This is a genomic window from Sporichthyaceae bacterium, assembly GCA_036269075.1.
Taxonomy (GTDB): Bacteria; Actinomycetota; Actinomycetes; order Sporichthyales; family Sporichthyaceae; genus DASQPJ01.
In genome coordinates this window covers 1-20,424 of sequence record DATASX010000078.1, presented here as the reverse complement: position 1 = coordinate 20,424, position 20,424 = coordinate 1, and the positions used below count along the sequence as shown (strand labels likewise).

General features: G+C 68.4%; 19 protein-coding genes. 10 read left to right on the top strand and 9 right to left on the bottom strand.

The window, feature by feature from the left end:
* Window positions 1-104 precede the first annotated feature (104 nt).
* On the top strand, window positions 105-1,145 hold the full coding sequence (locus VHU88_13270) for an LLM class flavin-dependent oxidoreductase (protein HEX3612650.1): 1,041 nt from the start codon (window positions 105-107) through the stop codon (window positions 1,143-1,145).
* Between the two features lie 38 nt (window positions 1,146-1,183).
* On the opposite strand, the gene VHU88_13265 is transcribed toward VHU88_13270, so the two are convergent.
* Genes VHU88_13265 through VHU88_13255 form a run of 3 tightly spaced genes read right to left on the bottom strand, consistent with a single transcriptional unit; the run spans window position 1,184 to window position 5,054 of the window.
* Window positions 1,184-2,749 carry an ABC transporter substrate-binding protein gene (locus tag VHU88_13265; GenBank protein HEX3612649.1) on the bottom strand — a complete coding sequence of 522 codons (1,566 nt, stop codon included), beginning with the start codon at window positions 2,747-2,749 and terminating at the stop codon, window positions 1,184-1,186.
* Window positions 2,746-4,272, bottom strand: coding sequence for an AMP-binding protein (locus tag VHU88_13260; GenBank protein ID HEX3612648.1), 1,527 nt, complete (start codon window positions 4,270-4,272; stop codon window positions 2,746-2,748). The genes VHU88_13265 and VHU88_13260 overlap by 4 nt, the downstream gene beginning before the upstream one ends.
* Complete coding sequence (locus VHU88_13255) at window positions 4,272-5,054, bottom strand: enoyl-CoA hydratase/isomerase family protein (GenBank protein HEX3612647.1); 783 nt, start codon at window positions 5,052-5,054, stop codon at window positions 4,272-4,274. The genes VHU88_13260 and VHU88_13255 overlap by 1 nt, the downstream gene beginning before the upstream one ends.
* Before the next feature lie 130 nt (window positions 5,055-5,184).
* Here VHU88_13255 and VHU88_13250 point away from each other — a divergent pair, with 130 nt between their 5' ends.
* On the top strand, window positions 5,185-6,423 hold the full coding sequence (locus VHU88_13250) for a helix-turn-helix domain-containing protein (GenBank protein HEX3612646.1): 1,239 nt from the start codon (window positions 5,185-5,187) through the stop codon (window positions 6,421-6,423).
* Here the strand turns inward: VHU88_13250 and VHU88_13245 are convergent.
* From VHU88_13245 to VHU88_13235, 3 genes are all read right to left on the bottom strand, one after another.
* Window positions 6,380-8,515 carry a DEAD/DEAH box helicase gene (locus VHU88_13245; GenBank protein HEX3612645.1) on the bottom strand — a complete coding sequence of 712 codons (2,136 nt, stop codon included), beginning with the start codon at window positions 8,513-8,515 and terminating at the stop codon, window positions 6,380-6,382. The two genes, VHU88_13250 and VHU88_13245, sit on opposite strands and share 44 nt — an antisense overlap.
* Window positions 8,516-8,910: 395 nt before the next feature.
* Complete coding sequence (locus tag VHU88_13240) at window positions 8,911-9,117, bottom strand: hypothetical protein (GenBank protein HEX3612644.1); 207 nt, start codon at window positions 9,115-9,117, stop codon at window positions 8,911-8,913.
* Window positions 9,118-9,392: 275 nt separating this feature from the next.
* Window positions 9,393-9,722 (bottom strand): helix-turn-helix domain-containing protein, encoded by a 330-nt coding sequence (locus VHU88_13235; protein HEX3612643.1) that lies wholly within the window; start codon window positions 9,720-9,722, stop codon window positions 9,393-9,395.
* Window positions 9,723-9,827: 105 nt separating this feature from the next.
* On the opposite strand from VHU88_13235, the gene VHU88_13230 reads away from it, so the two are divergent.
* The 5 genes from VHU88_13230 to VHU88_13210 all read left to right on the top strand — a co-directional run bounded on the left by VHU88_13230 (window position 9,828) and on the right by VHU88_13210 (window position 14,701).
* Window positions 9,828-10,109 (top strand): hypothetical protein, encoded by a 282-nt coding sequence (locus VHU88_13230; GenBank protein HEX3612642.1) that lies wholly within the window; start codon window positions 9,828-9,830, stop codon window positions 10,107-10,109.
* A 291-nt stretch (window positions 10,110-10,400) separates the two neighbouring features.
* Window positions 10,401-10,601 carry a cold-shock protein gene (locus tag VHU88_13225; protein ID HEX3612641.1) on the top strand — a complete coding sequence of 67 codons (201 nt, stop codon included), beginning with the start codon at window positions 10,401-10,403 and terminating at the stop codon, window positions 10,599-10,601.
* A gap of 583 nt (window positions 10,602-11,184) precedes the next feature.
* Entirely contained in the window at window positions 11,185-12,186 is a 1,002-nt protein-coding gene (locus VHU88_13220) for a glycosyltransferase (protein ID HEX3612640.1), read from the top strand.
* The gene (locus VHU88_13215; protein ID HEX3612639.1) at window positions 12,183-13,208 is read left to right on the top strand and encodes a hypothetical protein; all 1,026 of its coding nucleotides are present in this window, start codon (window positions 12,183-12,185) and stop codon (window positions 13,206-13,208) included. Before VHU88_13220 ends, VHU88_13215 begins: the two co-directional genes overlap by 4 nt.
* Window positions 13,205-14,701 carry a glycoside hydrolase family 130 protein gene (locus VHU88_13210; protein HEX3612638.1) on the top strand — a complete coding sequence of 499 codons (1,497 nt, stop codon included), beginning with the start codon at window positions 13,205-13,207 and terminating at the stop codon, window positions 14,699-14,701. Before VHU88_13215 ends, VHU88_13210 begins: the two co-directional genes overlap by 4 nt.
* On the opposite strand, the gene VHU88_13205 is transcribed toward VHU88_13210, so the two are convergent.
* Window positions 14,587-15,684: a glycosyltransferase family 4 protein gene (locus tag VHU88_13205; protein ID HEX3612637.1), complete on the bottom strand. Its 1,098-nt coding sequence runs from the start codon at window positions 15,682-15,684 to the stop codon at window positions 14,587-14,589. The two genes, VHU88_13210 and VHU88_13205, sit on opposite strands and share 115 nt — an antisense overlap.
* Window positions 15,685-15,686: 2 nt before the next feature.
* Between VHU88_13205 and VHU88_13200 the strand changes: the two genes are divergently transcribed.
* Window positions 15,687-17,228, top strand: coding sequence for a glycoside hydrolase family 15 protein (locus VHU88_13200; GenBank protein HEX3612636.1), 1,542 nt, complete (start codon window positions 15,687-15,689; stop codon window positions 17,226-17,228).
* A gap of 61 nt (window positions 17,229-17,289) precedes the next feature.
* Here the strand turns inward: VHU88_13200 and VHU88_13195 are convergent, their stop codons facing one another.
* Window positions 17,290-18,063: a GAF and ANTAR domain-containing protein gene (locus VHU88_13195; GenBank protein HEX3612635.1), complete on the bottom strand. Its 774-nt coding sequence runs from the start codon at window positions 18,061-18,063 to the stop codon at window positions 17,290-17,292.
* A gap of 307 nt (window positions 18,064-18,370) precedes the next feature.
* On the opposite strand from VHU88_13195, the gene VHU88_13190 reads away from it, so the two are divergent.
* Together VHU88_13190 and VHU88_13185 are read left to right on the top strand one after the other, a co-directional pair.
* Complete coding sequence (locus tag VHU88_13190) at window positions 18,371-19,429, top strand: type I phosphomannose isomerase catalytic subunit (protein ID HEX3612634.1); 1,059 nt, start codon at window positions 18,371-18,373, stop codon at window positions 19,427-19,429.
* Complete coding sequence (locus VHU88_13185; protein ID HEX3612633.1) at window positions 19,426-20,220, top strand: HAD-IIB family hydrolase; 795 nt, start codon at window positions 19,426-19,428, stop codon at window positions 20,218-20,220. The genes VHU88_13190 and VHU88_13185 overlap by 4 nt, the downstream gene beginning before the upstream one ends.
* Here the strand turns inward: VHU88_13185 and VHU88_13180 are convergent.
* A partial coding sequence (locus VHU88_13180) for an inorganic diphosphatase (protein ID HEX3612632.1) occupies window positions 20,217-20,424 on the bottom strand: 208 nt, incomplete at its 5' end. The genes VHU88_13185 and VHU88_13180 overlap by 4 nt on opposite strands.

Genomic DNA, 20,424 nt, shown 5'->3' with positions numbered 1-20,424 from the left:
CGGCTCCCGGTAGGGGTGACAGATCGGTATCGACGCGGGCAGGCTAGCCGTCTCACCCGGAGAAAGAGGCGGTACGTGGACGTAGGCATGTTCCAGACCCCTTCATGCAGCCGACCCGGACTCCGCGTCAGGTCTTCGAATGGGGAGTCGCCCAGGCGGTGACAGCCGACCAGGCCGGCTTCAGCGAGTACTGGGTCGGCGAGCACGCGACCTTGCAGTGGGAGAGCATCCCCAGTCCCGAACTCGTCATCGCCGCAGCGGCAGTGCAGACCTCACGAATCAAGCTTGGGCCGCTGGCGCACCTGCTCCCGTACCACAACCCGGCCACGCTGGCAGTGCAGACGGCGTGGCTGGCGCAGATCTGCGAAGGGCGCTACCAGCTGGGCATCGCGGCCGGGGCCTACCACACGGACGCGGCGCTGCGGGGCATCACCGACATGTCGGTGAACCACAAGATGCTCTTCGAGGCGATCGAGATCATCGAGAAGGTCTGGGCCGGCAAGGAATACCAGGAGCAGGGTCAGTTCTGGAAGCACGGCTTCCCCCACGAGGACCCGATCCACCCGGTCCGCGACATCCGCCCACCCGGCGGCCGGATCCAGATGGCGATGACCGGGCTGAGCCCTGATTCCCCGTCGATCAGCTTCGCGGGCGCCAACGGCTACATCCCGGTCAGCATCTACTCGGGTGACGCCTTCGTGCGGAACCACTGGGCGGTCTACTCGGCAGCGGCGACTGCGCACGGCCACCCGGTCGACCGTGCCATACACCGCGTCGTGCGGGACGTCGTGGTCGCGGACACCGACGCCGAGGCCAAGAAGTTCGCGATCGAGGGCGGCCTGGGCGAGGCGTGGGAGCAGTACCTGGCCCCGACCTACAAGCGCTTCGGCGTGATGGAGGGTCTGCTGGCCGACCCTTCGCACAACGTCCAGGACGTCGATGCGGCCTACCTCGCCGAGCACGTCTGGATCACCGGGTCCCCGGAGACCGTCACCCAGAAGATCAACGACTGGCAGGGCTCCACCGGCGGCTTCGGCACCCTGCTGATCTACGGCCACGATTACCTTGACGACTCGAAGCCGTGGGACGAGTCCATGCACCGGCTGGCTCAGGAGGTCGCGCCGAAAATCACGGTGCCGTCCTGACGTCCCCTCAGTTCCTCATCTCACAAAGCGCCGGGGCGTCATTGGCCGTTCTGCGGATCCGACGGCGCAAGCTTTTCGGTGCACTGCGGCGTGGAGACCGCGCTCGCCCACCCGGTGTTCGTTGCGTTGGAGATCGCGGCGAAAAGGCAGTAGGGCACCCGGGGGGCCTTGCCTGCAAGGAATGTCCGTGGCCCGCTGAGGCCGCCGAGCCCGGTCCACTTCTGGCCCCCGAATGCGTAGAGTCCGGCCAGCAGTTCCGCGGTGGTCGGGTTGGTCGGGCTCAGTAGGGCCGAGGCTGCGACGAGCAGTGCGCCGGCGGTCCAACCGGCGCTGGACGCGGCGCCGATGTCGGCGCCGGGGTCGTACTTCTTCATCGCGGACTGCCAGTACTTCTCCACCGGGGTCTCGTTGGCGAACCAGGGGAAGTAGTTCAGCGCCACGTAGGAGTTGCCGAGCCACGCGTTCCCGGTGAGGAACTGCTTCTGGTTGCCGATGCCGAGCGGGGTGGGCAGGATCTTCGGGTGGTACCCGACCTGCTCGCACGAACGCGCCACCCGCACCATGGACGCCGCGTCGACGAGCAGCGCCAACGCTTCGACACCGGAGCTCTGGAGGTCCAGACACTGCTGGACGTACGACGGTGCCGTGATCGACGATGCGATCGACCGCTTCACGGTGATACCGAACCCGGGCGCGAGTTCCCTGAACGCACGGTCGTTCTCTTCACAGGCGCGCGGGATCTCGATGCACCACAGGTCGCCGACGTTGGTCTTCTTGAAGTATTCGGTGGCGCCCTTGAGGTACCCGTAGGCGACCGAAGCCGGCGGCGGGCCCTGGGGGAAGAGCAGCGGGTTGGTGAACCAGGTGTTGCTGGCTATGTCGCCGCCGATGATCGGGATCCCGTACTTCTTGATGACCGGAACGACGGCGTCGATCGTGAGGACCTCGGTGTTGCCGACGAACGCCAGCACCTTCTTGGTCTCGATCATGCTCTGGACCTTGGCAGTTGCCGTCGCCGGGTCGCCCTGATCGTCATCGATGTAAAGCTTGATCCGGTGTCCGTTGAGGCCACCGCAGGCGTTCTGCGCCGCGACGAAGATCTGCAGAGCCTCCCGTGCGGGCGACAACGCCTCGCCCAGGACGCCGGACAGCGTGCTGACGTTTCCGATCGGGATCTCGGACAGGCTCGCGGGCCCGCATGCTGCACTGCCCCCGAAGATCGGGTGGCTGGAGACGAGGCGCTCGACGGCCGCGGCGGGACCCGCCGCCGCCTGGCCGATGCTGGGCACGTCGCTGCTCTTGCCACCGATGGTCTTGCCGCTGCTCGCGCCGTTGCCGGCTCCGGTCTTCGTGCCGCGCTTGCTCGGGGCGGCGGCGGTGGTAGCGGTCGACGTGCCCGCGCCTCCCGCTGCATTGCCCGTGCGGTGGCCGGCGGTACCGGCCACCGTCGGACCCGCGGCCACCGCGGGCGCGGCGGTGTTCACGGCGCCCAAGGCTGCACCGGCTTGCACGGTGCTCGTCCCGGCGGCGGAGCCACCACAGCCGGCGAGCAGTGCCACCGCGGTGCAGCTCGCAATCGCGGCCGTGAGCGACCGGCGGGTCATGACAGCACCGCCACGGAATTCGCGAGCTCGGCCCGGAGCAGGTGCTTCTGGATCTTCCCGGAGGGGTTGCGTGGGATGGGATGCAACACCACGGCGTGGGGGATCTTGTAGCCGGCGATCTGGTCCTGGCACCAGGAACGGATGTCGTCCAGGGTCGGCTCGCGGTCCTCGACGGGTGCGATGACGGCAAGGATGCTCTCGCCGTAGTCCTCGTGCGGTACCCCGATCACCGCTACGTCGGCGATGTCGGGGTGGCCGGCCAGTACGTTCTCGACCTCGACCGAGTAGACGTTGCGACCGCCGGTGATCACCAGATCCTTCAGTCGGTCGACGAGGGTGAGGTAGCCATCGACGTCGAGGCGAGCGAGGTCGCCGGTGTGCAGCCAACCGTCCCGGATGGTCTCGGCGGTGGCTGCGGGCTGATTCCAGTAGCCCTTCATGATCGTCTCCCCCCGCAGAATGAGTTCGCCGACTTGACCTGGCTCCACCTCGGCACCCTCGGGCGTGATCACCCGTGCCTCGGTGTTCGGCAACGCGTATCGGCCACTGGCGTCCGGACGAGCCGCGACGTCGGCCGGCCCGGCGTAGATCCCGCCCGGTCCTGCCTCGGTCTGGCCGCACAACTGATAGAGGCTCACGCCCGGCAGCGCCTCCAGCAAGGACTTGACGGTGGCCGCGGGCATCGGGGCCGCGCCGAACAACCCGACCCGCAAGGCGGTGAGGTCGCGCACCGCGAGATCCGGCAGCCGAAGCAGGAATTGGTACATGGTCGGTACGCCGAAGAACACCGAGATCCGTTCGGCCGCGAGCGCATCCGCCACCGCGACCGGTTCGAATGCGGGCAGCACGACGTGAGTGGCACCGAAGATCGTGCCGGGCCAGAGCATCGCGCAGAGTTGGGCCGCGTGGTAAAGCGGCGCGACGTGCAGTAACCGTTCCGCATCCCGCACGCCGCAGGTACCCGCCATGTTCACTCCGACCCACATGGTCCGGTGGTGGTCGAACAAGGCGCCCTTCGGTTTACCGGTGGTTCCCGAGGTGTACAGAAGCAAGGCGTCGTCGGACTCGACGGGCCGATGAGCGACCTCAGCGCGTTCCGGTTCGTCGAACAGGTCACCGAACGGCGACCCGGGCCCGAGGGCGAACACAGTCGAGCGGGCACCTGCCCGCTCGATCCCCGCCGTGATCAGTTCGGCGAACTCCGGGGCCCCGAGCACTGTCGTCGCGCCGGAATCCGCAATCAGGTGGGCGATCTCCGGGGGGGCGTTCCGGGGATTGGCCGGCACCAGGATTGCTCCGGCACGCAAGGCCGCGTACGCGGCGACGACGAACGCGTCGCTGTTCGGGGCCATCAACAGCACTCGATCGCCGGGCCGCGTCCCTGCGGCGGCAAGCGCTGAGGCGGCGCGCTCGACGTCGTCGGACAACTGGCGGTAGGACCGGCGCCGAACGCCGAAGACCAGTGCCTCCCGGTCTGGGCAGCGGGCAGCGGTGGAGCGCAGGGTGTCGCAGATCGAAGGCATCAGTTTCTCCCGTCGGTCACGCCGCTTATCTCGGTTCGCCAGGTGGCCCAGCGCTCGGCGAATTCCTCGCTCTGCAAGGCAGCCCGCGCCACCTTGGCCTCGGCGGCAAGTGCCGTGGGCAGGTCCAGCGGTGCGGAGTCGCGCATGAGGCGCTTGGTGAGCGCGACAGCCTGGGCGGGTTGCGCAGCGATCCGGCCCGCCAGCGACAGCACCTCCGCCAGCGGGTCGTCGCACAGCCGACTGACCAAGCCGGTGGTCAGCGCTTCCGCCGCGCCGACCCGCCGTCCGGTCACCGCCATCTCCAGGGCGACCGCGTGACCGACGATCCTCGGGAGCAGCCAGGTGACCCCGTAGTCGGGCGCGAGACCCATGTTGATGAACGGCGACACGAACGTGGCGTCCCGGCCGGCGATGCGCAGATCGCATGCCAGTGCCAGACCCAGCCCTCCCCCGGCCGCGGGTCCGTTGACAGCCGCGATCGTCGGCTTGTCCATCGAGTGGAGCAGGGCCGAGGCCTGGAAACCGCGTAGCAGCAGGGCTTCCAACTCCTCCGCGCCCAGCAGTGGCAACGTGCCGACCAGGGCCAGATCGCCGCCTGCGCAGAAGGCTCCGGGGGCGCCGGTGAGCACCACAACCCGGACCTGCGGATCCTCGGCCAGCGCTTCGAGCAGTGTTGGCAAGGCCCGGACCGTCGCCTCGTCGAACGCATTGAGCCAGCCGGGCCGGTCCAGCACGACCAACGCGACGCCAGGTTGCGGTGACTCCACGCTCAAGCCGGTCACGGGGACCTATCTCTCCGGAAGTGAACGAGTGCTCCGCCCAACTCCCCGCGAACAGGCAGATTCCAACGGGGGCTTGAGTCAGGATGTAAATTGGCATTAGTTTGGACGTCAGTCAAGGGAAGGGGCGCGAATGACCACCAGGCCCCGGAACCGGCGTGCGTTGATCATCGCCGCAGCCGCCGACCAGTTTCATCGACTCGGCTACCACCGCGTGGCCACCGGCGACATCGCTGCCGCGGCCGGCATCACGGCGGGCGCGCTGTACCGGCACTTCCCGAGCAAGCAGGATCTGCTCGGCGAGATCATTCTCGACCGGCTGCAACGATTCGAAGCGGTCTTCAGCGCGGCTGAGGACGGACCCCTCGAGGACCTGGTCCGCGCACTGAGTTCGCACGGGCTGGACGTCCGAGATCTTGGGGTGCTGTGGCAGCGCGAATCCCGCCAGCTGCCCGGGCCCGAGCGGGACAAGCTTCGGCACCGGCTCCGGGAACTGGCTCTGCGCCTGGCGGATCGGATCAGCCGCCACCGGCCGGAGCTCACCGAGTTCCAGGCCGAGTTGCTGGCCTGGAGCGTCTTCGCGGTCATCGCCAGTCCCTCGCACAGCAAGAGGGAGTTCCCCCGTCCCAGGTTCGACGAGATCCTGACCGCCGCCGCGTGCTCGGCGCTCGCCGCGCCGCTGCCTGCTACGACACCTCGATCCACCGCCCGACCGGCGATCGACCGCCAGTTGCTCGCCGGTCGGGTTTCCCGCCGGGAGGCCCTGCTCGATGCAGCGGTCGAGATGTTCGCCCGCCACGGATTCCAGGGGGTGACCATGGAGGACATCGGGGCCGCCGTCGGGATCGCCGGGCCCAGCGTCTACAACCACTTCAGCGGTAAGCCCGAGATCCTCGACTCAGCGATCACTCGAGCCACCCAGTGGCTCCAGTTCCTGGTGACGCAGGTGCTCGGCTCGGCGTCAGCTGCCGAAGACGCGGCCGACGCGCTGTTGCGCGGCTCCATCGCTTTCGTCGTGGCCCACAGCGCGCTGCTCGACGTGCTGATCGGGGAAACGCAGCACCTGCCCGACGACCGCCGCCAGGCGGCGCGCCAGGCCCAGCACGAGTTCGTCTCCGACTGGATCCGACTCCTGACCCACGACCGCCCCGAGATGGACAGCGTCGAACTACGCATCCTCGTGCAGGCCGAACTCACGGTCATGAGCGACATCGCGCGGACCCAGCACCTGGCCGACCACCCCTACCTCGTCGACCACCTGGTGAGCATCTGCTCGACCATCCAAGGAACCCGAACCGGGCGGACAATCACGCCGCGGAGCCGGCCCGTCAGCCAGTTGGCCCGGAAAGGGCGTCGGTCAACAGCGCGATGAGCGCTTCGAGCTGAACATCGGCCGAGGACGACAGTTCGTCCTCCGAGCCGTCCAGCGCCCGGGCGGCCAACACGGCCTTGCTGTCGATCAGTTCAGCGATGCGCGCCTCGATGGTCTGCGCCGCGATGATGCGCCAGGCGGTGACGGGCTCGGTCTGGCCGATGCGGTGGCAGCGGTCGATGGCCTGGGTCTGTTCCGCGTCGGTCCAGGACAGCTCGGCGAGCACGAGGTTGGAGGCGACCTGCAGGTTGAGCCCCACCCCGGCCGCGGTCAGGGAGCAGACCACGACGGCGACCTGTGGGTCGTTGACGAACGCATCGATCTGCTTCTGCCGAGCGCTGGAACTCTGATCCCCGCGGATCGACGAGAACCGGATCCCGGCCTTGGTGAAGGTCTGTTCGGCCGCATCCATGACCTCGATGTGCTTGGCGAAGAAGACGACCTTGCCCGCGTTGCGCGCGAGTTGCACCGCGTAGTCCGCGGCCAGGGGCGCCTTCGCCCGACCGATGCGGCGCATCATGCCGAACACGTTGCCGTCGGTCTTGCTGACCGTGGCCTCCTTGCGCTCCCGGCCGGCGATGGTCCGCACCAGGTCGTGGTCGATGCCGTCGACGCAGACACCGGACGTGCGCGTCTCGAGCGCGGCCTGGTACCGGGACACCATGCGCTTGGCCAGCCGCTGCTGGGCCTGGCGGATCGAGCGCCCGGCCGTCTCGTCGAGCTCGACGGTCAGGTCGGCGATGCGCCGCGCGGGGATGTCGGCGGCCACATCGACCTTGCGGCGCCGGACGATGCCCAGATCGATCACGCACTGCCGAGCGGCGGGACGAAAGCCGTGGTCGATCGGGGTCAGCCGGGTCTCCTCCAGGGCCCGCATGAGCTCGACCAGCGGTTGCGAGTCATCGATCCAGCCGAGGAACTGCCAGATCGCCCGGAAATCCTCGACGTCGTTGATCAGCGGAGTGCCGGTCAGCGCCATCAACAACGGCCGCGCGGTGCGCGACCGGACGCGGTCGGCCAGTTCGAGCACATGCCGCGAGCGCTGAGAAGTCTTGTTCTTGATGAAGTGCGCCTCGTCGACGACCATCCCGCGGAAGCCGAATTCGCCGATCCAATCCACGTGGCGGTCGAGGACCTCGTAGTTGACGATGACGATGTCGGCGAAGCCGTTGATCGTCTCACCGTTGCCGTGGATCACGGTTGCCGAGCGGGAAGGTGTCCACAGGCCCACCTCGCGCGCCCAGTTGGTCTTCACGACATTGGGGACCACCGCGAGCAACGGGTACGCGTTCGCCGCCTGCGCGGCCAGCAGCGCCGATGCCGTTTTGCCCAGGCCCGGCTGGTCGGCGAGCAGGAAGGTCCGGTGTCCGGCCGCGGCAGCGGCGACGACCTGCGCCTGATGCGGCATCAGTTCAACCCCACTCGGCACGCGCACGGCGCGCGGCGCGGGCAGAGCCATGCACGCCGGGGCGCCGCCGCCGGCCTCCTCGAAGGAGCGGAACAGCGGGCCGAGCAGCTCCCAGCCCGCCAGGCGGCGCGCCGAAACAGTGGGTTGCCCGGCGGCGGAGAAGTCCGGGGCGAGGAAGGGGTTGGCCAGTTGGCGCGAGACGACCGATTGCGGCGTTACGCCGCGTCCGGCGGGCTCGGTGGCAGGCGAGGTGTCCGCCGACTCCTCCGGGGGCAGTTCGACACCGGCATCGGTGAGCATGGCGCGGGTCAGCGACCGGGCCGCCTCGGAGACGACGGCGTCCTCGGCCAGGAGCGCCAGCAGGGAAGTGTCGGCAACCGCGGTCTGGGCCAGGATCATTGCGATCCCGTCCAGGCGTCGCAGCGTCTCCGCCCGTTGGGACGCAGACCCGGTCGGCTCTGCCTTGATCCGCGCGCGCTCCCGACGCACCAGCAGGGCGACGACCTGGAACTTGGTACGCACCGACGGGAACACGGTCCCGCCCCGCACGGCGGCCTCGACCTCACGCGCGGCGCGGGCGAGCACCCCGATGATGCCCTCGTCGTCGCGTCGACGCGGGGCACGCCGCTCGGGCGCAGAGGTGCTCCGGCGAGGCGCCGACAGCGCCTGGCGAGATCGAGCCACAGACTCTCCTGTCGTGGCGCCTGGGGTCCGCCAGGCACCGCGAGATGGTTCGGCGACCTGCCGAGCGCCGTCCCGGCGATTCGCGTCGCGCGAGAACGACCCCCGGGCAGTGCCAACCGCAACAGCTTGACAAGCGACGCCGAACACGGTGATCGGGCCACCGCCCGGCCCCATTCTCTGAAGTGGGATCTAACACCACTTCCCGGGGGCGGATCTGGCGCAGCGCGTTCCGCAGCCGGCCCGCGCCTGGTATCGGCGGTGCGATCCTCAGCGGCCTCGGCCATCTACCTGTGGAACCTGACTTGCGCCGCCCGCGCACGCCCGTACCGATTTGTGGCGCTGCCGAGCGGCGGCGGCGCCGGTGCCGTGAGCGCGCCGGCGGGCCTTGGGGGTGCTCAGGTCGGGGTCGGGGTGGCCTCGGCCCAGTCGGCCACGTGCCCGCACGTGGCCATGGCGCCGGGACCTGCTTCGCGGCACGGCCGGCAGGACGTCCAACCGGTGCCGGACGCCTTGATGTTGGCCCGGTTCACTTCGGGCGCCGGTACACGTCGGACCGGCTTGGTCTTCTCCCCGATAGTTTTCGCTTTCAGCTGTCTGGGCACTGGTCTCCGTAGGGTTGAGGAAGTGGTGAATCGGCTCCTGCCGCCGGCATCGTCATCGGCGCCGTGTGACATGCGAGACGGGTGAAGGCGTTCGAGCGACGTTACGTCAGTCCGGGCGGCGCATGCAGCCGGACCGGGCGACGCGCCGTTCGCAGGCTCACACCATCCCACGCACGGAGGCGTCCTGGGGCGGTATCTGAGTCGACCGCGGTGACGTCGATGCGCCTGGGCGCCGGCAGGCGATGGCCCCAGTGTACTGCCCCGTTCGCCCGCGATCATCCGCTCGTCTCCGGCGGGTCGACCCGCCTGGTCAGTCCGGGGCCGGCGAGTATCGCGAGCAGCTCACCGACGCTCCGCTCGCGGGCGACCGGATCAGGGAGCGGGAGGTGGGCGTTGATCGTGTAGTGGCTGCGGCGCCCGTCTCGCCTGCGCGTGAGGTAGCCGGCGTCGGCGAGCTCGGTGACGATACGATGCGCGGCGCGCTCGGTGATCCCGACGCGCTCGCCGATGTCGCGCAGGCGAACGCCGGGATCGTGGGCGATGCAGACCACCACCTGGGCGTGGTTGGTCAGAAACGTCCAGCCGGGCGCGGCGCTCTCGTCCATCCGAACTAGTCTACCGATTCTAGACTTCGATTTCATGCTACGGTCTTCAGTCATTGACGAGCGGACGCGACGATCCCCTCGCACCACCGTGAGGAGATCCTCCAAATGCTCTCCAAGACGCGAGGTTCGCCGGTCGACTCGGCCGCGGCAGGAGTGATCCCCGAGCGGGGATCCGACGCCACACCGACCGCCGCCGAGACCCTCTCGGCCAAGCTGGATGCGCGAGCGACCTACACCTGCCCCCAGTGCGAGCACGTTCTGCGGGTGGTGGGCCTCGGCCGCCACCGGGTGTATTTCGAGCCGACCGACCAACTGCTGAATGATCCGGTGATGGATCGCGTGTGCCCGGCGTGCGGGCTCGGCCTGCCCGGGAAGAACGCCGGCTGACCTGAACGCTTCGAGCAATTGCGGGGCGCAGATATTCCGCACTGCCACCGCCGGCCTCCGGACGGTCCAATCGGCCACGCCCGTAGGGCCACGCCGCAGATTGATCGACCCCGCAACGAGGGCGCGACGTGCTACCGTGGTCGGCGGTTGCACGTTTACGATTCCTCGCCGTTCCTGACGTCCGCGGATCAGTGAATATCGCCGGGCGCTTTGCATCGATCGACCACGTAGCCCAGCGCGCCCACCAGGGGCGCCGCGACTTATACGTCTCGATGCAGACAGGATGAGGACATGACTCAAGGCATCGTGAAGTGGTTCAACGGCGAAAAGGGCTTCGGGTTCATCGCCGTGGAGGGCCAGCCGGACGTATTCGTCCACTACTCCGCGATCGCGGCGGACGGCTACCGCTCGCTGGAGGAGAACCAGCGCGTCGAGCTGGAGATCACCCCCGGCCCGAAGGGCCCGCAGGCGCAGAACGTGCGCCCGATCTAGACCCGATCCAGCGCGGCTCCGGCGAGTGCCTGTCGAGGCCGAATGGCCTCTGCAGGGGATCATGGTCGTCGCTCGCCGGCGCCGCTGCTGACGTTGATCGCGATTTCGGGTGCAGAGAGGGCGCCGAGCCACGAACGGCCGAGTTCGGGGTCATTGCCGGTGGCTCGCGCTATTTCCGTCGAGCGGTTGTCTTGAATTCTGATTCCCCACGGCATGGCGCAGGAAAAACACTTAACTGACCACAGTCGGCGTGCAGAATTTAACTGACAATTCATCGGTCCTGCCGGCTCAACTCGTCGGCCACCGAGTCCGGCCTGGCTCGATGCTCCGCGGTGGCCGTCCGTCGTTGAGCGTGACATACTGGGTTCCCGTAGCGCGCTTCGGATCTACCCAGACCCTGTGCCTCCATCGCCGCTGACGGGTTCATTGCGATGGAGGAGGCGCCGTGGCTGCCCTTTCGGTTCTTGGTCGGCGCCCCAGTATCGCGATTTTGAGCACTTATCCGCCGACGCAGTGCGGACTTGCGACGTTCTGCGCGGCATTGCGCAGCCATTTGGGCCCGCGGACTGATGTCGTCCGATTGGTGGACCAGCCGGTAAGCCAACTCGAGCCCGGCGTGGTGGCGCATCTGGTGAACGGGTCTGCGAGCAGCGTGGCCGGCGCTGTGCACAAACTCAACGACTACGACGTGGTCATCGTTCAGCACGAGTACGGAATTTTCGGCGGTCCCGACGGGGTCGAGGTTGTCGATCTGGTGGAAAGTCTCCGGGTTCCGACCATCGTGGTGTTCCACACGGTGCTGGAGACACCGACCACCCGGCAGCGAGAGATCCTGGAGCGCCTGATCCGGGCGGCCGATGCCATGGTCACCATGACGAAGACGGCGCAGCGCCGACTCGTCGACCTCTACGGTGCAGACCCGCGCGCGGTCAGGACCATTCCGCACGGGGCGATCGACCATCACAAGCGTGCCGGTGGGCGGGGCACGGGGGCTCGCCCACTGGTGCTCACCTGGGGCCTGCTCGGCCCGGGGAAGGGCATCGAGTGGGCCATCGAGGCGTTGCCCGGGCTGCGGGATCTGAACCCGCGTTATCTCGTGCTGGGCGCGACTCACCCGCGGATCCTCGCCCGGGAGGGTGAGGCCTACCGGAACAGACTTTCCGGTCGAGCCCGAGATCTCGACGTTGCAGATCTCCTGGAACTGGACTCCAGCTACCTGCCGGCGGGCGAGCTGTTCGACGTCGTCGCGAGCGCCGACCTGGTGCTGCTGCCCTACGACTCTCGGGAGCAGGTCACCTCAGGGGTCCTCATCGAGGCGGTCGCTGCCGCGCGCCCGATCGTGTCGACCGCCTTTCCGCATGCCGTCGAAATGCTCGCGCAGGGTGCCGGACTGCTTGTCCCGCAACGCGATCCGGCCGCTTTGGGCACGGCCGTCCGCCAGGTGCTGAGCGAACCAGGTCTGGCGCGGACCATGTCGGCGCGCGCGGCACTGCAGGCACCGGCATTGTTCTGGGACGCCGTCGCCGACCGGTACCGCGAGCTCGCCGAAGACCTGTGCGTCGCCGCGCTGGCGTCCGCGTCATGACCCTTACGATCGAATACCCCGCCCCGCCCTTCGCCCATCTGGTGCGCCTGACGGACCGCGGTGGCTTGCACGAACATGCCGAACGGACCCGTCCACGCGCGGAGCACGGCTACTGCCTCGACGACGTCGCCCGGGCCTTGGTCGTGGTCAGCCGGGAGTCCACGCCGGCCGGGCCGGTGCAGCTGCTGCACCGTCAGTACCTGCGTTTCGTGCTGGACGCCCAAGCGCCCGACGGCCGCTTCCGCAACCGCAGGAGCACCGACGGCGCCTGGCACGGGGAGCCTTGCGTCGAGGATTGCTGGGGCCGCGGGGTCTGGGCCTTGGGTGCGGTGATCCGCGCGACGCGGACGGACTGTGACGGTGCGTTGGCAGCATTCGACAGGGCGGTGTCCTGGCGTTCTGGGTGGTCGCGGGCGATGACCTTCGCCGGGTTGGGGGCCGCCGAGCTGCTCACGGTCCTGCCCACCCATCAGGGTGCGAGCGCCCTGCTCCGCGACGCGGTCACCACCATCGGGCGGCCCGGCCTCGATCCACGGTGGCCCTGGCCGGAGCCGCGCCTGACCTACGCCAACGCAGCCCTGCCCGAAGCCCTGATCACCGCGGGGGCCACGCTGGAGGACGACGTGGTCCTCGCGGACGGCTTGTTCCTGCTCGGCTGGCTGCTCGAGCGGGAAACCCGGGACGGCCACCTGTCGGTCACCCCGGTCGGCGGTAGCGGGCCGGCGGACCGCCGGCACCCGCGCTACGACCAACAGCCGATCGAGGTCGCGGCGCTGGCCGATGCTTGCGGACGCGCCTTCGCCGTCACCGGAGACCCTCGCTGGGCGCAGGGCGTGCACCTGGCCGCACGATGGTTCCTCGGGCACAACGACAGTGGAGTCCCATTGGTCGACCTCGACAGCGGAGGCGGCTGCGACGGGCTGGAGGCCACCGGCCGCAACGAGAACCAGGGCGCCGAATCGACCATCGCGCTCATCACGGCACTGCAGCAGGTCCGCGCACTGTCGCTGCGCGCCGCGTGATCACCCGCAGCGACGTCGTTCTGCGGGCCGATCCCAGTCGGGTGCTCGCCCTCTTGTTCGTGCCGGGCCACGAGTTGCCGACCGAGACCGAGTCCCGCGCCACTGGGGTGCTGTCGCGAATTCTGGCGATGCCCGAAGAGGCGGTACGCGCGGCGCTGGAGCATGTCCGGACGGAGTACCTCGGTCGACACCGCGACCTGTCCGGGATCCTGCGCGCCAACTACGACCAGATCGCTCACCGCATCCCCAGCGGCGATCCATTGACCGCTGAGCGCAAGGCCCTGCTCGGGGCGACCTTCACCAATGAGTACTCCATCGAGGGTGCCGCTCTGTTCAACCCGAGCGTCGTCCCCCACCCGGACCAGAGCGATCTGCCCACCGGTGCCGTCCGCTTCGTGATGAGCCTGCGCGCCGTCGGGGAGGGGCACGTCTCCTCGATCGAGTTCCGCACCGGCGTTTGGGGTCCGGGGCACACGTTGAGCTTCGACGACCCCGGACCGCACGTCGAGCAGGGCGCCATCGCACGCACCCGACACGACCGCGAAGTCTTCGCCGACCGGCTGCGGGAGGAGGGCGCGGACACCGAGAGCGCGCGGTACCTGGTCAGTCAACTCGCCACCGAGTTCGGCTATGCGGATCTCGAGGTCGCCCTGCAAGCGCTGCACGGTCAACAGGTCACCCGACACGGTGGCGCGCACACCGATGAGATTGCTCGAAGCCTGGTCCGCAACAGCTACCGCGTGGTGTTCGCCAAGGAGTCGACCCTGCCCGAGCGCGTGCTGTGGCCATACGGGCCGGCCGAGAGCCACGGGCTGGAGGACGCGCGCTTCGTGCGCTTCGTCGACGACGACGGGGCCGTGCGTTACCTGGCCCCGTACACCGCCTTCGACGGCAACCACATCGTGCCCCAACTGATCGCGACGACCGACTTCCACGAGTTCGCCGTCAGCCAGTTCGCCGGGCCGGGCGCGAAGAACAAGGGAATGGCGTTGTTCCCCCGTCGGATCGGCGGCCGGTACTTCGCGTTGTCGCGCTGGGACCGGGAGAACTGCTCGATCGCCTCCTCCGCCGACGGCCGGCGGTGGGAGAACGGCCCGCAGGTCTACGAACCCCGCGAGCCCTGGGAGCTGATCCAGACCGGAAATTGCGGTTCGCCGTTGGAGACCGAGGCCGGTTGGTTGGTGCTCACCCATGCCGTCGGTCCGATGCGCGAGTACTGCCTCGGCGCCCTGCTGCTGGATCTGGACGACCCCACGAAGGTTCTCGGGCGCCTGCGTCAACCGCTGATGCGGCCCAACGAGGACGAGCGCAACGGTTACGTGCCGAACGTTGTCTACTCCTGCGGTGGGATGATCCACGAGGGAACGCTGCTGCTGCCCTACGGAGTGAGCGATGCCTCGGTGCGTTTTGCCTTCTTCAACGTCGCCGAGTTGCTCGCCCGGCTCGCCACCGGAGATCCCCCGGCGACGATCCGCGCGAACAATTCCGCGTAGTCCGCCACCATGCGCTCGGCGGAGAAACGCGCCACAGCCTCGGCGCGGCACGACGCCCGATCCAGCTGCCCGACCTTCGACACGGCCTCCAGAGCACCCGCGAGATCAGCCACCAGAAATCCGGTCCGGCCGTGATCGATCAGCTCCGGCATCGAGCCGAGACCGAACGCGATGACCGGAGTGCCGGCGGCCAACGACTCGACGACCGACAGGCCGAAGGGTTCGGCGAAGCCGATCAGGTGCAACAGGGCCAACGCGCCGCCCAGCAACCCGTCACGCTCGATCGGGGCCACGGGCCCGACGTAGGTGATGTCGGGGCCGAGCTGCGGCTGCACCTGCTCGCGGAAGTACTCCTCGTCCTGCACGATCCCGGCAATCACCAGCGGCATCCCGACGCGTCGGGCGACCTCGATCGCCAGGTGGGTGCCCTTGTGCGGATGGATCCGTCCGAGGAAGAGCAGATATCCGCCGGGTTCGGGCACGAAGGTGAACCGGGCCAGGTCGATGCCGTGGTGGATCGTCGCCGCGTAGCCCAGGTCCGGGTGCCGGTCGGCGTCACTGATCGCGACGTAGTGCGAGGTCTCGTCGTAGGTTCGGTACACCGGCACTATCCGCTCGGAGGAGAACCCGTGAATCGTGGTGACCACCGGGGTCGACACCAGGCGGCTGTACGTCAGCGGCAGGAAATCGAACTGGTTGGACAACAGGTCGAATTCGCCCGCGCGCTCGAAGGCTGCGGCGATGTGCAAGCCCTCGCAGACCTTGGCATCGATCGCCAGGTCCTCCTCGTAGCCGGTCGGCACTTCGCTGTGCAATCGAGCGGTGGTCAGCGAATCGGCGGTGGCGAACAGCGTGACGTCGTGCCCGAGCGCCACCAGGCCCTCGGCCAGGGTGGACGCGACCTGTTCCCACGGCCCGTAACTGCGCGGCGGGGTGCGATGCGCCACCGAGGCCAGCACCGCGATCCGCAGAATCTCGGTCACCGGTGACACCTGCGCTGTGGCAGGGCGAACCGTTCGTTGTCCTGATCGACGAGGCAGCCATCGGCGGCAGCGATCAGGTACGACTGCTGCTGCAGGCTTCGGGTCTGCAGGTCATCGTCGTCGGCGGCGGCCGTCCGGTCACCCTCACCACGCCGGCCGTGGGAATCTTCGGCGACGAAATCCCCCCGGTGCCGGGTTGCCACGCCTGGTACGTCGGAGCCGGGCCGACACCGCGATGGATGCACCGGACCCTCGGACGAGGAGCCGCGACCTCCGCCCAGATCCTGCGCATGCTGGGCACGGCCCTGGTGCAGGAACAGGCCGCGGTGGCCTTTCGCGCGGCCGGTGCCGGACATCCCTACCTTGCTCGAATCGCCCTCGACCTCGACGTCCTGCGTGGCGTGGACCGAGCCGTGTGCCCCCTGTACATCCCGGGCCCGGCCTGCCCGGTCGTGGCGGTGGACCGGGAGGCTCTGCTGCGTAAGGCATTCGCCGCGATCGAGGCCTGCTGCGCCCCGAACGGCGCCATTGCCGCGGCACCGCAGGCCGGGCCGGACGAGCCGGACTACTGGTTCTTCTGGCAGCGGGACGCCGCCGCCACCGCGCTCGCCCTGCACGCGCTGTCCAACTTTGGGCCGCTGGATCTGCGCGCCCGATCCGCTGCGCTGTGCCGCGGCTACCTGGGGTTCGTCGACCGGATCGGACACAGCGGTGCCGTGGCCGCGGGGCGGACCACCATGGGCGGCGCACCGGTCGGTGGCTACGGCGATCCGCAGCACGACGGACCGGCCGCCACGGTGCTCGCGGTCCTCACTCTGAACCCCGACGCCGTCGAGATCGTCCGCCCCTTCCTGGAACACCTGCTGCTGCCCGGCCGGCGCACGGGATTCGACCTCTGGGAACTCATCAAGGGCCGCAGCTTCCACGCGTCGAACCTGCGTCGGCGGGCGCTGCATCTGGCCGCGGCGGTCGCGACAGAAGTCGACCCGGACCTCGCCCGACGGTGTCGCGTCACCGACGAACGTCCCACTTTCGTCGACCCTGCAGGCGGTTGGCGGCACGTCCTGGATCCCGAACCGGCGTGGTTCAAGCACACGACCCGCCTGGACGTGAGCGTCCTGGGCAGCGCCCTGCTCGCTTTCGACGGCGGGAGCGACCTCAATCACCCCTGTCTGGCGCAGACCGCGCGACGGCTGGAGGCGCACTTTGCAGCCAAGTGGCCGGTCAACCTGGCGTGGCGACGGGCTGGGAACTCGGGAGCCGGCATCGGCCGGTTCCCCGAGGACGCCAACGACGGCTTCGGCAGCACGGGTGGAAATCCCTGGCCGATCGCGACGTTGTGGATGGCCCAGTACCACCTGCACAAGGGCAACCGGGACCTCGCCGATGGGTACCTGAGGTTCGTGGTCGCCCACGTCGATCCGGCGGCCATCAGCGAACAGATCGACGCGGTCACCGGCGTGCCCCGTGGGGCACGCGGGCTGGCCTGGGCGCACGCCGAACTGATCACCACCCTGCTCGCCCACAAACGTCCGCCGTCCTGACCTCTATCTGACGCACCATCAGACCTGATCGGTGCGATCTCGCCTCGGTCGCTCCGGGGCTCTACTGTGTTCGGGCGGCCCCTCGCCCAAGCCCTTTCTCGTGGCCGTGCCCGAGCACCACGTCGGCGGGAAGCTCACGATCGACCAGCTGCAGCGCGACATCGGTCAGGCGCAGGTTCCGATCGCGGCAGTACCTACGCAAGATGGCGAACGACCGGTCCACGTCCAGATCAGCGTACTGGGAGAGGAACCCCTTGGCCTGTTCGATGATCACCCGGCTGTTCAGAGCGCGCTGCAGTTGGGCGTTGAGCGCCTTCTCGTCGACCGCGGATTGCGCCGTGACCAACGCGACGCCGGCCACGTTCGCAAGCGATTGGCCCAGCACCAGGTCGTCGGCATCGAGTGCCCCGACCTTCGCCCCGAACAGACCCAGCACGCCGAGTGGCGTCGCTCGCAACCTCATCGGCACGGCATGCACGGAGGCGAGCCCGGCCGCCACCGCGGTCGGCGCGAACCGCGGCCGGCGCGCCGATTCCAGCTCCAGGTCCGGGACCGACACCACTGCTCCGTTGTGCGAGCAGTCCAGGCACGGGCCCTGCTCGCACTGCAGTTGGAACAGGTCCAGGTTGCGGGTGTGCTCCGAGGAGGCAGCCGCCACCCGGAGCACACCATCGGGGTCCGCGAGCAACAGGCCCGCCCAGTCGACGTCCAGGAGCTGCACGCAAGTATCGGTCAATCCCGTGTGCAGATCGACGATGTCGTAGTCGTCGGCCAACGCCTCGGCGATCGACACGAATGCCGCGACGATCGAACGTTCCCGATCGCTGCCCGTCACGGTCCATCCTCAGGCACGAAGAAGGTCAAGGCCGCCGGCGGTCCTGGGCGAACTCCCCTGAGCGTGTCACAGATCATGCCCGGCGTCGAACAGGTCCCCGGGGGCAAGAAAACGCCAGGGTCAGAAGCGAAGGGACGCGGTCGAACCTTCAGCGTCTGCGGTATTCCCGACAGCCGCGCGAAGTGCCCCGTCCGGTTGTTTGCGCCGACCGACTCGAGGGGCATAGCGTCAGTGCCCCGGGTGATCCTGACCTCGTCGCCACGCACGCCCGTCCGGGGCAGGCCGAATTTGATGCGAGGCGACACCGATGCCCGCGAGACCGGCACCACCGATCGAATTTCCCTCGACCGTACGCGCGGATGGTCGGAGCCCGGCTCCGCTGTATCCGCTCCGATTCGAGCCCATCTATCAGTACCGGCCCTGGGGTGGCCGTCGCTTCGTAGACCTTTTCGCGGCACCCATGCCCGACGGACCCGTCGGGGAGGCCTGGTTGCTGAGCGACCGGGACGAGCACCAGAGCCGGGTGGCGAATGGGCCGCTCAAGGGACTGAGCATAAGTCAACTGATCGAACGGTGGCCGGAACATGTTCTGGGATCCTCGGCCGGACGGTTTCGACGATTTCCGCTTCTCCTCAAGTTCATCGATGCTCGGGAGACACTCTCGGTCCAGGTTCATCCCTCCGATCGCCAGGCGTCCGATCTCCGCTTGGACGACAGCGGCAAGACCGAAGCGTGGGTGGTTCTGGAGGCGGAGCCGGACAGCCTCATCTACGCGGGGCTGAAGCCGGGCACGACCGCGGACGATCTGCGTCGGTCGACCTCCGGCGCGGCGGTGCGAGAGCGCCTGGCATGCTTCACCCCGAAGGCCGGTGACGGGGTATTCCTGCCTGCGGGCACGGTTCATGCCATCGGTACTGGTGTCGTGTTGTTCGAGGTCCAGCAGAACAGCGACCAGACGTTTCGCCTGTACGACTGGGACCGCGTCGACCCCCGGACCGGAGAACCCCGGGCGCTTCAGGTCGATCGAGCACTGGCCTGCGCCGACTTCAGCACCGGACCGGTCCTTCCGGTACTTCCGGTGGAACAACGGCGGGATCCCGTACTTGTCGAAGAACTCTTCCGATGCGAGCAGTTCGGGTTGCGGCGATTCTGCGGCGAAAGCCGATTCAGCGTCGGGGCCCAGGGCACGCCGCGGGTCCTGGTGTGCATCAGTGGCCAGGGGAATCTGGAACATGACGAGCGAATATTCGCCCTCCGTACGGGCGACGTGGTCCTCCTCCCCGCTGCGGTAGGAGCCTGCGATTTTCAGCCGAGCCCCGCGGCGATCCTGCTCGAAGTGGCTTTGCCGGATGGGACATCGCGATGAAACAGCTGATCGTATTCGATCTGGACGGGACGCTTGCGGAAAGCAAGGCGTCGCTCGACCACGAGATGGTCAGGCTGCTGACGGACCTCCTCGGGGTGGTACGGGTAGCCGTGATCTCCGGCGGGGCATGGCCCCAGTTCGAGAAACAGTTGCTGGCCCTCCTTCCCTGCGACCGACGCTTGGAGATGCTCTCGCTGTTGCCCACCTGCGGCACCAAGTTCTACTCCTACGACACGCAGTGGGAGCAGTTGTACTCGGAAGACCTCACCGCCGAGGAGAAGAGCCGGATCGTCGAAGCACTCGAGCAGGCCGGTTCATCACTGGATCCCCCCGAACAGGTATGGGGCGAGATCATCGAGGACCGCGGCAGTCAGATCACGTTCTCGGCGCTCGGGCAGCAGGCTCCCGCCAAGGCAAAAGCGGAATGGGACCCGGATTTCGCCAAGCGCACCAGGATCAAGGCCATCCTCGACCCACTCCTTCCCGAGTTCGCTGTCCGATTGGGTGGCGCCACATCGGTCGACGTGACGAAGGCCGGGATCGACAAGGCCTTCGGGATCCGGAAGCTGCGGGACGTCCTCGGCATTCGCATCGACCAGATGCTGTTCATCGGGGATGCCCTGTTCCCGGGCGGGAACGACTACCCGGCCAAGGAAGCCGGTGTCTTGTGCATACAGGTCAGAGATCCCGACGAGACGAAACGGGTGATCGAGGCGCTGCTGGCGTGTTCCGGAGTCGACCGGGAACAGCTGGACACAGCGTCAGGAGCGCGGGCGACTGCCCGACTCTAGGAGAGCCCAGTGCCGTGGTCACCGGCCGTCGTCGCGCGTTCCCGGGACCGCTCGACCTCCTGCTCGGCGGCCACGCGCCCGACCCAACTGGAGCCTTCGACGCTCTTGCCGGGTTCGAGTTCCTTGTACACGCGGAAGAAGTGCTCGATCTCCAGGCGCAGGAATTCCGGCACGTGGTGGATGTCGCGCAGGTGTTCCATCCGG

What these genes read in the sequence shown, in the direction of transcription:
- VHU88_13270 (HEX3612650.1), top strand. Translation starts at nt 105, where the DNA reads ATGCAGCCGACCCGGACTCCGCGTCAGGTCTTCGAATGGGGAGTCGCC.
- VHU88_13265 (HEX3612649.1), bottom strand. Translation starts at nt 2,749, where the DNA reads ATGACCCGCCGGTCGCTCACGGCCGCGATTGCGAGCTGCACCGCGGTG.
- VHU88_13260 (HEX3612648.1), bottom strand. Translation starts at nt 4,272, where the DNA reads ATGCCTTCGATCTGCGACACCCTGCGCTCCACCGCTGCCCGCTGCCCA.
- VHU88_13250 (HEX3612646.1), top strand. Translation starts at nt 5,185, where the DNA reads ATGACCACCAGGCCCCGGAACCGGCGTGCGTTGATCATCGCCGCAGCC.
- VHU88_13235 (HEX3612643.1), bottom strand. Translation starts at nt 9,722, where the DNA reads ATGGACGAGAGCGCCGCGCCCGGCTGGACGTTTCTGACCAACCACGCC.
- VHU88_13230 (HEX3612642.1), top strand. Translation starts at nt 9,828, where the DNA reads ATGCTCTCCAAGACGCGAGGTTCGCCGGTCGACTCGGCCGCGGCAGGA.
- VHU88_13225 (HEX3612641.1), top strand. Translation starts at nt 10,401, where the DNA reads ATGACTCAAGGCATCGTGAAGTGGTTCAACGGCGAAAAGGGCTTCGGG.
- VHU88_13215 (HEX3612639.1), top strand. Translation starts at nt 12,183, where the DNA reads ATGACCCTTACGATCGAATACCCCGCCCCGCCCTTCGCCCATCTGGTG.
- VHU88_13190 (HEX3612634.1), top strand. Translation starts at nt 18,371, where the DNA reads ATGCCCGCGAGACCGGCACCACCGATCGAATTTCCCTCGACCGTACGC.
- VHU88_13185 (HEX3612633.1), top strand. Translation starts at nt 19,426, where the DNA reads ATGAAACAGCTGATCGTATTCGATCTGGACGGGACGCTTGCGGAAAGC.